Raw genomic sequence first — 14,643 nt, 5'->3', positions numbered from 1 at the left:
ATCAAACACTCTCGCCTAAAACGTGAGATAGAGGTTGCGATACTTATGAGTATTCTAATGGAGACACAGAGATGTCTATGAACTTAGATGAAAGGAAGTATTGCCGAAATTGATAAATTTCTCTGCATTTGTCAATTGGGGCTGTTTTCGAATAGAAACAGAACTGTCATATGTACAGACGTGTACGTATGAAGAGCTATCTACAAAAAAGAGATATCATTTTTTATGATATTCCTTTTTTGGCGGTTTTTTTATTAGCTCCGTTTTCTGTTTCCCTTTTCCTGTAACAGCACCATCCTCACTTATTTGAGATGGTGTTTTTTGTTTGTCTTTCTGGTAACTACAGGAGTATTGGGATTTATATATTTCCTAATCTATTCTTAAAAATAGACGAAAGAAGGAATTTGTAATGGAAACAATTGTTCAAAAATTTGGTGGCACTTCTGTCGGAAGCGTCGAACGCATTCAACATGTAGCAAATTTAATTATTGAAGAATATGAACGAGGTCATAGCATTGTCTCTGTCGTTTCAGCAATGGGAAAAAGCACAGATGAACTTGTCGCACTCGCTAACGCTATCACAGAAAATCCAAGTAAACGTGAAATGGATATGCTTCTATCTACAGGAGAACAAGTAACTATTTCATTATTAACAATGGCACTGCAAGCAAAAGGCTATCATGCAATTTCATTAACAGGGTGGCAAGCAGGTATTACGACAGAATCTGTACATAGTAGTGCACGGATTACTGACATTCATACAAATCGTATTCAATCTTATCTTGCTGAAGGCACGATTGTTATCGTAGCTGGTTTCCAAGGTATAAGTGTAGAAAATGAAATTACAACGCTTGGCCGTGGTGGTTCTGATACGACTGCTGTCGCACTAGCCGCTGCACTTAAAGCAAAAAAATGTGATATTTATACGGACGTGACAGGCGTATATACGACGGACCCACGAGTTGTAAAAGATGCTTACAAATTAGACGAAATTTCTTATGACGAAATGTTAGAGCTTGCTAATCTCGGTGCCGGCGTATTACACCCGCGCGCTGTTGAGTTTGCTAAAAATCATAACGTAGTTTTAGAAGTTCGCTCAAGTATGGAACAAGAAAACGGAACAATTGTAAAAGGAGAATGTAACATGGAACAACAATCAATCGTTAAAGGTATTGCATTTGAGGATAACATTACACGTGTCACAATTAAAGGATTAGAACAAGGCTCGCTTTCAACAGTTTTCTCTACATTAGCAGCAGCACACATTAATGTAGATATCATAATTCAAAGTATTACAAATGAAGGAACTGTACACCTCTCCTTCTCCATTCATTCGAATGATTTAAGAGAAACTTTAGAAGTTTTGGAACAAAATCAAGAAACTCTTCACTATGAATCTGTAGAACATGAAAATCACTTAGCAAAAGTATCAATCGTAGGATCTGGCATGGTATCTAACCCAGGTGTCGCTGCAAATATGTTCACTACTTTAAAAGAAGAAGATATTCATATTAAAATGGTAAGTACATCAGAAATTAAAGTGTCTGTCGTTATTGACCGCCTTCATTTAGTAACAGGCGTTGAGGCGCTGCATCAATCATTTATGGCGAAAATTGAGCCTTTCGTGCAAATGAGCTAATCTCATCTATTTAGTAATACTAAAAAAATCATATTAATGTATTACATTCCTATTAAATAAAAAGCTGTTCGTTAACACGATGCTATATGACATATTAAAAAACACCTTGTCACATTTTCCTATACTGTGACAAGGTATTTTTAACTGAAAGGAATTTGTAACTACTTAGTAGTATAATTATGAGGATAATTAAATAATAGACTTTTATACATAAGGAGATAAGACTATGGCAAAAAACAAATTACTACGAATGGACAATGTCAGCATCGTTGTAGAATCCCTTGATAACGCAATCTCTTTCTTTGAGGAGATTGGCTTGAATCTCGAAGGTCGAGCCAATGTCGAAGGTGAATGGGCTGGTCGCGTAACTGGACTCGGTTCTCAGTGCGTAGAGATCGCTATGATGGCCACTCCAGATGGCCACAGCCGAATTGAACTTTCGCGATTTCTCACCCCTCCTACTATAGCAGATCACCGAACAGCTCCTGTAAACGCCCTCGGTTATCTACGCGTCATGTTCACCGTTGAAGATATTGACGAAATGGTATCGAGACTCACTAAGCATGGTGCAGAGCTCGTTGGCGAAGTAGTTCAGTACGAGAACTCGTATCGTCTCTGCTACATTCGTGGAGTCGAAGGAATTTTAATCGGTTTGGCGGAAGAACTCGGTAATAAGTAAGCAAGTGACGTTTTGTAAAAAAGAGGGAATAGCTCTATATTTAAGCTATTCCCTCACTTCTATTAAAACAGATGAATGTTTTCTTTTTTACAAGCTGCACGTAAATCGTCAGGCCATACAGAAGATTGAACTTCACCGATATGTGCTTTACGTAAGAAGTACATGCACATTCTTGATTGTCCAATGCCACCGCCGATTGTTAATGGTAGTACGTCTTCTAATATACCTTTATGGAAATCATACTCACGTTTGAAGTCTTCACCAGTTTTCGTTAACTGCTCATCAAGTGATTTACTATCAACACGAATTCCCATTGATGATAATTCAAATGAAGATTGTAGTACTGGGTGCCAGAATAAAATATCACCGTTTAATTTCCAATCGTCATAATCAGCTGCGCGTCCGTCGTGCTTTTCACCTGAACGAAGTGCATCACCAATTCCAATAATAAAGACTGCACCGTGTTCTTTCGCAATTGCATGTTCACGATCTTTCGGTGTTAATTCTGGATATTTATCTTCTAGTTCTTGAGAAGTAATGAAAACAATCTCTTCTGGTAAATACTTTCCAAGGAACGGATATTTTTCAAATAAGTGATCTTCTAAATCTTTGAATATTCCATAAATTGTTTGTACTGTTTTTTGTAAGTAATCGACAGTACGCCATTCTTTTTGAACGATTTTTTCCCAATCCCATTGGTCAACGTAAATGGAATGCGTTGCATCAAGTTCTTCATCACGACGAATCGCGTTCATGTTTGTATATAAACCTTCACCAGCTTCGTATCCGTATTCATGTAATGCAAATCGTTTCCATTTCGCTAGTGAATGAACAATTTCTAATTCTTCTCCTGAATGTAACATATCAAATTCAATTGGGCGTTCTACACCGTTTAGGTGATCGTTTAATCCTGATTTTTTCGTTACGAATAATGGTGCAGATACGCGGAATAGTTCAAGGCGTTTTGCTAATTGGTCCTCGAAAAATGTTTTAACTTCCTTAATTGCGATTTGAGTCTCTCTTACTGTCATTAATGATTGATACATGGTGGTTTCCTCCTAAAATGTTTGGATGTTGTGAAAAGAAGCCAACAAAAAAAGCCCTTCTTTCCCAAAAAACTGGGACGAAAGGCTTTGGTTCCGCGGTACCACCCAAATTAGCAACAGAGGTTGCTCACTTATACAGTACGGAGATAAAATATCTCGATACTGTTCTTCTTGTAACGGCGAAGTTCCCGGCTAAGTCTACTTTCCTATAAAGGATTTCGGTTAGCAACTCCAGGAGGTTCTTCATAATAGGCTTCGTATCAGGCTCACACCACCCCTGACTCGCTTAAACTACGTCCTACTACTACTCGTCCTTTCATAGTCGTTTTGTTGTCACATCTCTGAAACATTTTATTAATGATTATTCTATACAAAAAATAAAGAAAGTCAACAAAAAGTTTTAAAATGTTTTTCAATTCTTTATTTTACGGCTTTATTGATTGTTGTTAATTTAACATCTTTACTTTTTCTGCCTCGTCAATCCAAAAAATGTTTCACTGATCGAAACTAACGTATACACAACAATTAATGTGATCGTTCGGAATATAGAATCCGCAGTATTTCTTATTATTTTCATTTTCTTTATAATTCCTTTCAGTTTACTTGCAATTTCATGATATACTATAGCATTCAAGCAGTTTATTTTTACTTAAAGTAATCATAGTCATTTATAAAGAGTATTTTCTAAATCATTGACTATTATCAAATAAGATTTTTATATAACGGAGTGATCATATGAGTAAAACGAAAGCAAAACCGAAAAAAGGTGTAGGACAAGGTACAGGAAGTAAAGGATGGAACCGTTGGCAATCAAGTGCAAAGAAAAAGGCAGCTGCCAAACCATACAAAAGTAAAGGTACAAAGAAGTAATTTAAATAACATTTGATTTCTTTACTTTGTACAAAACAAAATATAATTATTACAACAAAAAAGCTATGCCCTCATCAATTTGAAGGCATAGCTTTTTTATATTAAATCATTAAAATATCTCGAATTTCTTCCTCTGTGATTGAGGACAATTTCTCTTCTCCCGGCTCAATCACTTCAGCGATTAAATTTTTCTTACTTTCTTGCAGTTCATGCATTTTCTCCTCAATTGTTCCCTGAGCTACTAGCTTTATAACTTGCACTGTATTTTTTTGTCCCATTCGATACGCTCTATCGGCCGCTTGTTGTTCAACAGCTGGATTCCACCATAAATCATATAATATTACTGTATCTGCACCAGTTAAATTAAGTCCGGTACCACCAGCTTTTAAAGAAATGAGAAATAGCTCTCCTTCTCCTTCGTTAAACCGATCGCACAGCTCTACACGTTCCTGCGCTGGTGTACTCCCGTCTAAATAAAAGTATGGAATTGCTTGTCGATTTAACTCACGACCAATAATAGAAAGCATCTTCGTAAATTGAGAAAAAATTAATATTCTCTTCCCTGTACTTCTACATTCCTCTAGAATCTCTAACAGTTGTTCAAATTTAGCTGAACTTCCTTTGTAATCATCAACAAATAAAGCGGGATGACAACAAATTTGTCGCAATCTCGTTAAACCAGCTAAAATTCTAATTTTATTTTTACGTAACGTGTCTTTGTCTAAATGCTTTAACGTTTCTTCCCTTAACTTCGCTAAATAAGCAGCATAGAGACTCTTTTGATCGGGTAATAACTCCGATGATTGTAAGTGCTCTATTTTCTCTGGCAACTCATTTAATACGTCCCCTTTTAACCGTCTTAATACGAATGGTTTCACTCGCTTCGCTATATCTTCACGCCTTAAATCACCGAACTCTTTTCTTCCTGGTAATAATTCCGGGAAAACGACATGGAAGATAGACCATAGCTCTTCTAATGAATTTTCTACAGGTGTCCCCGTTAGTCCGAAACGGTATTCAGCTTGAATTGTTTTCACAGCTCTTGCCGTTTGTGTTGTAGGGTTTTTAAACGCCTGTGCTTCATCAAGAAATAGTGTATGAAATGGTCTTGCATATAATCTTATATCTCTTCTCAGTAATGGATATGACGTAATTATGACATCAAATTCCGCTATATCTTTCAAAATCTTCCGGCGCTCTGCTTGGTTTCCATCTGCAATAACCGCTCTAATATGCGGGGCGAATTTTTTCAATTCACTAAACCAATTATAAACAAGAGATGATGGTGAAACGACTAATATAGGCAGCTTCTTTTCTCGAATCTCAGGCAAAACAGAATCTATAAAAGCAATGCTTTGCAACGTTTTTCCAAGTCCCATATCATCTGCCAAAATACCGCCAAAACGGTAATAAGCAAGTGTTTTCATCCATTCGAACCCATATACTTGATACTTTCTCATTTCTGCATTTAAAGTATTTGGCACAGCAAACTTTAATTTTTTCGGATTTTGAATGTTTTCTACTAACTCTTGAACAGAATCATCCACACTTAAAACATTGCCTTCATGAAGTCCATTCATCCATTTTACACTCCGAATAAGCGGAACATTTACCTCTTCTCCATGTAAAAATTCTTTCCGAACACCTGATTCTTTTATAAACTGATTAATTTCATTAAACTCTTTACTCTCTAGCGATAAAAAAGAACCGTTCGCCAATCGATAATATTTACGTTTCTCTTCAAGGGCCGCTAATACATCTTTAATTTCTGCTTCTGGTATTCCTTTTATATCAAAACGAAATGACAACCAATCAATTCTTTCTTTTCTTCTCACTCTAATAAGAGGAACTACATCCCCTTTACTAATTCGCAATTTAATTGCTGTCGTCGCATAAATATCAACTAAACCTTTTAATGTTGGCACGACGTGATATAAAAAGTTATACTCAGCTTCTTCATTATGCATAAAGTAACCGCCTTCTGTTTTTGCAAAGGCACTTTCACTCATAATGTCTAAAATCTCTTTTTCCTTTTTCTCATCACGATTAAAAACAGACGGCTGTCCATCCTCTTCTAGCGGATTAATCATGACGTTCCCATAGTGAAATTCAAGACCTGCTAATAAGCGATTTTTCACGCGGTCTAAATACAATTTCGCTTTTAGCGAAGGTGTTTCAACACGATCCGATATTACTTCATCAATGTGTACAGTTCCGAGCTTCATTAATCCTGGTACAACTTTCCCGACGAAATGTTTCATCTTACTTTCTGGAATATAAAACTGATTACTATTTGAGCGACTTATCATCTTTTGTAATTCAATAAGTCGCATACAATCTTCAATGTGTAAGTGATATAATTTCCCATCGTAAAGTGCATTGTTATACATATCCATAACTCGTACACGATTTAGACCATCTATATGAAGTGTAAATCCGCCATTATTTCCCTTTGTAAATTCAAAGTGTAACGGCAACAAACCTTTTGAAACTTGTAATCCCTGAAACAGTTGTTCATTTTGTTTCAGCTGTACATATTCAACTTTAGAAAGTGAAGAGAGCATATCTTTCCATGAAGCTGGTGGTATGAATATCATACTTTCATCTTGTTTCGCATGTACTTCTAGCGCATCCTCATACATTTTTTCGTTATGATACATTTTAATGAGCTGCTGGATAATCGCATCCGTTTCTTGTTTAAAACTATGTACATCTGGCGTATATGTAAATTCATTTGAACAATGAAAAGACTCTCTTTTCTCCACCTTAGAAAGAAATTCTCTAATATGATTTATGAAATACACTTTGGCAAGTTTCAATTGAATTCCAAGTAGAGCTCCACCACTTCTCGTAGCTACTGGTGTACATATAAACTCAACATCTAATATTTCGCGTGTATCAAAACGGTGTTGTTTACTTTTTGGCCTCAGTGGTTTGTCCGCAAACAGCTGAAACATACCACTTGTCAATTGATCGTTTCTGTTACTAGTGGAGCTCATTCCACCTGTTTGTTGATTATAGTTTATTTGTATTAATACTGCTGCAACATGTTGACAATACGTTTGAAAAGACGATAATGAAGGACAACTACATTTTGCAACAACATCACCCTTTTTAGCTTTTTCTACTGTAACATGGAAATCCTCGTTCCCTTTTACTGTAGCCTCGCAAATTTCTTTATTTTTATCATAATGATTTATTATCACTTTATTTGATTTATAATAGGCTTCACCTCTTTTATATGAGGTCTCTCCGCACACTTCTTTAATAATCGATTTATTCAATGTGAAACTCATCGCTTTGACACTTCCTTAATATAAAACCATTTTCTCTTACTTAACATTTTACATGCTCCACGAGAAAATATAAAATGTTGATTTAACAAAAAAGATGCTTATTTATAAGCATCTTCTTCACTCTATTTCCATCAACCTCTTCGCCTCAAAATACAACACTTGAATAAACTTCTTTGTATTAATTCGCGTATGACCAGAAGATGCAAGTTCATCTTTCGTCATTTCTGTCATCCGTTTTCTAACTACAGTGAAATCGAAAAATTTTGGAGCATAGCTTTCAAATTTTGGATTTGAAAAGTCTGTTAGTCCTAAAGAAGCCAAATGATTTAACGACTGATAAATAGCTCGACGTACTCTTTGTTCAGACGCTTTTTTCTCTTTATCAATATCCGCCTCTAAAGCTATATCCCCTAATTTCCTTATCGTAATATGATGAAAAATTTCTTTTAACGCAGGAAAGCCAAAGTCAAATGTCTGTGCCTTTTCTTGACCATATAAATATTCCAGCATACTAAGTAAATCTTTACTTCCATTCTCTCCCGCAATACCGAGTTCTGATAGTAAAAAGCGCCCTAAATCCCCTATCTTTTTTCCTTCTTGTACTGGTTCAGTACGCAATTGCGGTTTTTCCCACTGAAACACGTTATTCAATGATTTTTGAATATCATGTATAGAACGCTCCAATCTAATACGCTCTATCACTTTGCGTACAACAGATACAACTTCGATTTTATTTAATGGTTTTGTAATATAATATTCTACACCAAATGTATATGCCTCACCTATAAGCTGCTTCGATTCCACTTGAGAAATCATAATAATTTTCCCCGTGAAAGTTGACGCAATGTGACGAACCGTTTCAATTCCGTCCCTCATCGGCATCAACAAATCAATAAATAAAATATCTATTTTTTTAAAATTTAGTTGATCCGCTTCAATAAAAGCTCCGTCATCCGCCTCACCAATTACTTCTCCAAGATCTCCATCTTCAATAATTTGCGACAGCATTGAACGGAAAACTTCATCATCGTCTACGATATAATAAAACAAATCTATTCCCCTTCCCGCTTTAAACTGCACTCCGGTAAACAAACGATAAACTTACACCCTTTTCCGGTTTCATTGTCTTCTAATCTTACTTCTCCGCCTAGCTCTGTTACCATTTCATGTATGTAAGAAAGTCCAATGCCTGTTGACGGTGTTCCTGTTTGATCATACTTGGAAGTAAACCCGGGCTTAAATACTAATTTTTTATACTTTTGTGCAATACCAGGGCCATCGTCAATTACTTCAAATATTACATGTTGCTCTCGTTTATATAAATCAATATGAATGAGACCTCTATCTTCAATTGCTTCCACTGCATTGGCAACTAAGTTATTAAAGATTGATAGCACTGTATACACGTGATATGCAGCGTGTTCACCTTCTATATATTTAGCAAAACGTATATCTTTCTCTAGCATTCCAGCGTACTTTTCATTTATTCTTACAATCATTTCTGTAAGCTCATGTCCTTCTACATACTCAGCTACATTTTTATCTAATAAGAGTTTAGATAATCCCGCAAAAATTCTTTGATTATCCTTTTTTATTTCGTGCACTTCTCCTGCTATTTTCAATGCTGTTTTATTATTGGGATCATCGTTCGCTTGTAAATTTCGATATAGTTGATATGCTTCTTGTGTAATTAACTCTGCATTTTGTAATGTCTTTTTCAAATGAACAGATTCCACATATAAATTAGAAAGATGCATTAACATGTTTTCATTTTCTTTTCGAACTTGCGATTCTTTTAATTTCGTTTCATATAAATTCATCATATTTAAAAAACCAAGTGCAAAGAAACTACGAAAAATAGCAATAATAATAAGTTTATTTACTTCAGAAATCGTTATTGTTGTACCGAGTACTAACATGTGATAGAACGCAAGTTCTGACATACTTGCAACAATTTCAATTGAAATGCCAAGGCATCCAATAATGATTGGTTTCTGATGGAACTTATTTACCCTGCAAAGCGAAAAAAGACTGCCATAAATAAAATAATAGAAGAACACAGGATAACGCAAATAAAATGATTCTGTCATATGAAATGAACCTTGCATGATCCAGTCAAGACATACTCGGAATAAGACTACAGATATACCAACAAGAATACCTGCAACTCCTGCTGGTACTCTTCTTAAAAATAATAATAAAAAGAAAAATAGCGGTGTACCGAAGCTAACTCGAAACGTATCATTAAAGGGATGAAAGTTCAGCTCCCCAGCAATAGGAACAACGACCATTAATATAATTAAAAGGGACATATCTTTCTTCCATAATTGATTCCAATTCAAAGGTGCCACTTCCTATACTTTTTTTCAGTAGTAAAGCGAAAGCCCGCTTATTGTTATAAACGGGCTTTTTTTCTATATTCTAACCTTTTCTACCGCTTTTATTTGGCGGTACTCCGGCTCCCATATTGCTTCTTTCACTGCCATCTTAATATCGTTATCACTTAAGTTCACTCTTGCAACACCTTCTGCAACTGCAACTTTAGCTACTTCAATTGCAACCATTTCTGAGATATTACGTAATTCTTCGACCTCTGGTAAAATAGGTGCTCCTGGCTGACTTGTATCTACCATACTTGCAACTGCTTCCGCAGCTGCTGCGAACATTCCATCCGTCATAACGCTTGCACGTACTACAATTGTTCCAAGACCAAGCCCTGGGAAAATAAGTGCATTATTTGATTGTCCAATCACATACGTTACACCGTTATATGTAACTGGTTCAAATGGACTTCCTGTTGCAACTAATGCTCTTCCTTCTGTCCACTCGATTACATCTGCTGGCTTTGCTTCAGCAAGCGGTGTTGGATTCGACATTGGTAAAATGATTGGTCTTTCTACGTGAGAAGCCATTTCTTTAATAATTTCCTCTTTAAATGCGCCCGCAACAGTAGATGTACCAATTAAAATTGTCGGTTTTACATGTTTCACAACTTCAGCAAGTCCGATCATATCATTTTGCTTCCACTCACTTACTTCCGCTTCTTTTCTTGCGTACGGAATTTGGAAATCAAGAAGGTCTTCCATATTATCTGTAACTAATCCGTTACGATCAATACACCAGAAACGCTTATATGATTCTTCTTCAGATACGCCTACGCGGACCATCGCATCTCTAACTTGATCTGCGATACCGATTCCAGCCGTACCAGCACCAAATACAACAACGCGGTGTTCACTTAATGGTACACCAGAAGCTTTCACTGCCGATAACACAGCAGCAAGTGAAACTGCACCTGTACCTTGAATATCATCATTAAATGTACAAATATCATGACGATATTTATCTAAAATTTTTCGTGCATTTCGAGAACTAAAATCTTCCCAATGTAAAAGTGCTTTCGGGAATTGTTTATTCACTGCTTGTACAAATGTATCAATAAATTCATCGTAAGCTTCACCAGTTATACGAGGGTGACGATTTCCAATATAAAATGGATTGTTTAATAGTTCCTCACGATTTGTACCCACATCTAAAATTACCGGTAATACACGGCTAGGATCGATACCAACTGCGGCCGTATAAACAGCTAATTTCCCGATTGCGATGTTTATACCACCAACACCCCAGTCACCAATTCCAAGTATGCCTTCTCCATCTGTTACAACGACTAAATCAATGTTTTCAGCTGTTGCACCGATATTGGCGAATGCTTCTTCGATACCCGACGGATCGTTAATTGATAAATACACACCACGCGGTTTACGGTATTCATGACTATACCTTTGAATTGCTACACCGACTGTTGGTGTATATACAATTGGTAACATTTCACGTAAGTGATTTGTTAATATACGATAAAATAATACTTCATTTCGATCATGTAACGCTGTTAAATATACGTTCTTTAATAAATCATCCGGCTGAGAACAGAATTGTTCATATGCTCGGCGTGCTTGTTCTTCTAATGTTAAAACTGCTGGCGGTAATAACCCTTTTAAACCTAATTCTTCTCTCTCTTCTTGCGTGAAAGCGACCCCTTTATTTAAAAGTGGTGTCGATAATACTTCTACTCCTCTTAATGTCGTTTCTAATGAACCATTAGAAGCTACTGTAAACTTACTCATAACATCCCTACCTCTATTCATATATAGCATTTCTATATTGTAAACAAAAAAGAGGGGATTGTCCCCCCTCTTCTTTTAATTTTTCTTTAAAAGAGTTGCTCCTGCAATCCCTGGGTGCGTCATTTCGAATGGATCTAGAATTAACTCTAAGTCTTCTTGTGACAGTACACCGTTTTTCACACAAAGTTCTCGAACGGATTGACCTGTTGCAATTGCTTCTTTCGCAACGCGAGCTGCTGCTTCATAACCGATATGAGGGTTCACGGCTGTAATAATTCCTACACTCTTCTCAACATACTCTTTTAAGCGATCTTCATTCGCTTCAATTCCTTTTAAGCAATTATCTGTAAAGGCACGGAAACCGTTATTCATAATGCTAATAGATTGAAGTAAGTTGAAAACAAGTACTGGTTCCATAACGTTTAATTCTAACTGTCCTGCTTCTGAAGCAAGGCAAATTGTATGGTCGTTACCAATTACTTGGAACGCAATTTGATTAATTACTTCTGGCATAACAGGGTTTACTTTCCCTGGCATAATAGATGAACCTGGTTGACGAGCAGGCAACATAATTTCCGCTAAGCCAACACGTGGACCTGATGCCATTAAGCGAAGGTCATTCGCAATTTTAGACATATTCATCATACATACTTTCAGTGCTGCTGATACTTCTGTGTATGCATCCGTATTTTGCGTTGCATCTACTAAGTCTTCTGCACCAACAAGTGGCAGTTCACTAATTGTAGCTAAATGTTTTACAACTGCTTCAATATATTCTGGATCTGCATTTAAGCCTGTACCAACTGCAGTTGCTCCCATATTTACTTCATATAGATGTTGACGTGATTGCTTGATACGTTTCATATCACGTTCAAGTACGCGAGAATACGCTTTAAATTCTTGTCCAAGACGAATTGGCACAGCGTCTTGTAAATGTGTACGACCCATTTTAATAACATGATCGAACTGCTCTGCTTTTAATTCAAATACATCGTGCATATAACCCATCGTTTGTAATAAGCCTTCTAATGCATTTAATGTTGCAATATGAATCGCCGTTGGGAATGCATCGTTTGTTGATTGCGCCATGTTTACATGACTATTTGGACTAATATAATGATAGTCTCCCTTTTCCATTCCTAATAATTCAAGAGCACGATTGGCCATGACTTCATTTGCATTCATATTCATTGAAGTACCTGCTCCGCCTTGGATTGGATCTACGATGAAATGATCATGCCATTTTCCATCAAGAATTTCTTGAGCGGCTTCTGCGATCGCGCCGCCCTTGTTCAATTCCAATCTTCCTACATCTGTATTAGCAAGCGCTGCAGCCTTTTTTACAATTGCGAATGCTTTAATTAAGCCTTCATGGATTTTGTATCCTGTAATTGGGAAGTTTTCTACTGCACGCATTGTTTGTACGCCGTAGTATGCATAGTTTGGCACTTCTTTTTCACCTAAAAAATCTTTTTCAATTCGAACACCATTTTTAACTTCAGTTAATGTTGCCATGATTATTCACTCCTTAACGATTTCTTATGCTGCTTTTGTTTCTTTGACTGTTTCTACATATTGTTTTGCTTTCTCATTATCGAATTCGCCTTCCCACTTCGACATAACAATGGCCGCTAATGCATTTCCTAATACATTGACAGATGAGCGAATCATATCTAAAATGCGGTCAATTCCCGCAATTAACGCGATACCTTCTAGTGGTAACCCCATTGAACCTAACGTTGCTAATACAACAACGAACGATGCACCTGGAACTCCCGCCATACCTTTGGATGTTAACATGAGAACGAATAATAACGTTATTTGCTCCGTTAATGACATGTGCACACCGTACATTTGTGCAACAAACAATGCCGCTAACGCTTGATAAATAGCCGATCCAGTCAAGTTAAATGTATAACCTGTCGGAATTACGAAAGAGGCAACTGCCTTTGGACAACCGAACTCTTCCATTTTTCTCATTATATTAGGTAAAACAGCTTCTGAACTTGCTGTCGTAAACGAAAGAATCAGTTCTTCTTTTAAAATTTTCATTAATGTAAAAATGTTTACGCCAACCATTCGTGCATTAATACCTAATACAATCACAACGAATAGTATAACAGTTACGTATACAGCTAGCACTAGTTTTCCTAGCGGAAGTAATGTCGCTACACCAAATTTTGCAACCGTAACGGCAATTAATGCGAATACACCAAATGGTGCAAATTTCATCACTTGATTTGTAACCCAAAACATGGCTTCGAGTACGCCTTCAAAAAAGTTAAAGACAGGCTTTCCTTTTTCCCCAATTGCCGCAACTCCTAAGCCGAATAATACTGAGAAGAATATAATCGGTAATAGGTCACCTTGTGCAATCGATTCAAATACGTTTTTCGGTACAATGTGAACAATTGTCTCAGCAAAACCTTTCTTCTCGGTTGCATCTGCAGTTTGTTTATAAGAAGAAATATCACTTTGCTGTAAATTACTCATATCAACACCAGTACCTGGTTGGAATATATTCGCTGCAAGTAATCCCATTAAAATAGCAATTGTCGTAATAATTTCGAAATAAAGAATTGTCTTACCGCCCAGTTTCCCAAGCTTTTTCATATCTCCTACACCAGCTACTGCAACAATTAATGCTGAAATAACAATTGGTACTACAATCATCTTAATTAAGTGAATAAATATATCTCCAATTGGTGTGATATAAGAAATCGCCGTTTTATTGCCATAAAAGACTGCCCCTACTACAATCCCTAAAACAAGCGCTACAAAAATTTGTGTTGCCAATCCGAATTTTTTCATTTATGTTCATCCCCTTCATGCGAACGCTTTCAATTTGAATTTATAAAAGCTACTTACACATCTTATAAGCGAACCTACAAAATCATACAAAAACCTACAAGTTCGTCACAAAAAATTCAAATATTTTTCTTCTTTTTTTCATTGACACCATTTTGTTAAAAAACGATAAAATAAA

Annotated in this window: 10 protein-coding genes, 1 riboswitch and 1 other annotated feature; of the genes, 3 read left to right on the top strand and 7 right to left on the bottom strand. The window is 36.4% G+C overall.

The annotated features are described in order from the left end of the window. Nucleotides 1–20: 20 nt before the first annotated feature. A riboswitch (Lysine riboswitch) is annotated at nt 21–207 on the top strand. Nucleotides 208–409: 202 nt separating this feature from the next. Together ACLBXA_RS25385 and ACLBXA_RS25380 are read left to right on the top strand one after the other, a co-directional pair. Next, nucleotides 410–1,639, top strand: a complete 1,230-nt coding sequence (locus ACLBXA_RS25385; protein WP_000448041.1) for an aspartate kinase — start codon at nt 410–412, stop codon at nt 1,637–1,639. Between the two features lie 226 nt (nt 1,640–1,865). Then, nucleotides 1,866–2,318: a VOC family protein gene (locus ACLBXA_RS25380; protein ID WP_001107256.1), complete on the top strand. Its 453-nt coding sequence runs from the start codon at nt 1,866–1,868 to the stop codon at nt 2,316–2,318. A gap of 62 nt (nt 2,319–2,380) precedes the next feature. On the opposite strand, the gene asnA is transcribed toward ACLBXA_RS25380, so the two are convergent. Then, nucleotides 2,381–3,364, bottom strand: a complete 984-nt coding sequence (asnA, locus tag ACLBXA_RS25375) for an aspartate--ammonia ligase (protein WP_000284912.1) — start codon at nt 3,362–3,364, stop codon at nt 2,381–2,383. A gap of 70 nt (nt 3,365–3,434) precedes the next feature. Next, nucleotides 3,435–3,693, bottom strand: a binding site (T-box leader). A 406-nt stretch (nt 3,694–4,099) separates the two neighbouring features. On the opposite strand from asnA, the gene ACLBXA_RS25370 reads away from it, so the two are divergent. Next, on the top strand, nt 4,100–4,234 hold the full coding sequence (locus tag ACLBXA_RS25370; protein ID WP_000047588.1) for a DUF3934 domain-containing protein: 135 nt from the start codon (nt 4,100–4,102) through the stop codon (nt 4,232–4,234). A gap of 101 nt (nt 4,235–4,335) precedes the next feature. Here the strand turns inward: ACLBXA_RS25370 and ACLBXA_RS25365 are convergent, their stop codons facing one another. The 6 genes from ACLBXA_RS25365 to ACLBXA_RS25340 all read right to left on the bottom strand — a co-directional run bounded on the left by ACLBXA_RS25365 (nt 4,336) and on the right by ACLBXA_RS25340 (nt 14,468). Then, nucleotides 4,336–7,530 carry a DEAD/DEAH box helicase gene (locus ACLBXA_RS25365; protein WP_000011069.1) on the bottom strand — a complete coding sequence of 1,065 codons (3,195 nt, stop codon included), beginning with the start codon at nt 7,528–7,530 and terminating at the stop codon, nt 4,336–4,338. Nucleotides 7,531–7,647: 117 nt separating this feature from the next. Then, nucleotides 7,648–8,580, bottom strand: coding sequence for a response regulator (locus tag ACLBXA_RS25360; protein WP_000500296.1), 933 nt, complete (start codon nt 8,578–8,580; stop codon nt 7,648–7,650). 2 nt (nt 8,581–8,582) lie between these two features. After that, nucleotides 8,583–9,881, bottom strand: a complete 1,299-nt coding sequence (locus ACLBXA_RS25355; RefSeq protein ID WP_086398502.1) for a sensor histidine kinase — start codon at nt 9,879–9,881, stop codon at nt 8,583–8,585. Nucleotides 9,882–9,944: 63 nt separating this feature from the next. Next, a complete protein-coding gene (malS, locus tag ACLBXA_RS25350; RefSeq protein WP_000033289.1) occupies nt 9,945–11,657 on the bottom strand; it encodes an oxaloacetate-decarboxylating malate dehydrogenase in 1,713 nt (570 codons plus the stop codon). Between the two features lie 75 nt (nt 11,658–11,732). Next, a complete protein-coding gene (gene aspA / locus ACLBXA_RS25345) occupies nt 11,733–13,172 on the bottom strand; it encodes an aspartate ammonia-lyase (RefSeq protein WP_000224183.1) in 1,440 nt (479 codons plus the stop codon). 24 nt (nt 13,173–13,196) lie between these two features. Beyond that, entirely contained in the window at nt 13,197–14,468 is a 1,272-nt protein-coding gene (locus tag ACLBXA_RS25340; RefSeq protein WP_000713293.1) for a cation:dicarboxylate symporter family transporter, read from the bottom strand. Nucleotides 14,469–14,643: the final 175 nt, after the last annotated feature.

Source organism: Bacillus sp. D48C (assembly GCF_053345735.1).
Note: the sequence above shows the minus strand (reverse complement) of the source record. Positions and strands in the feature narration are given on the sequence as shown.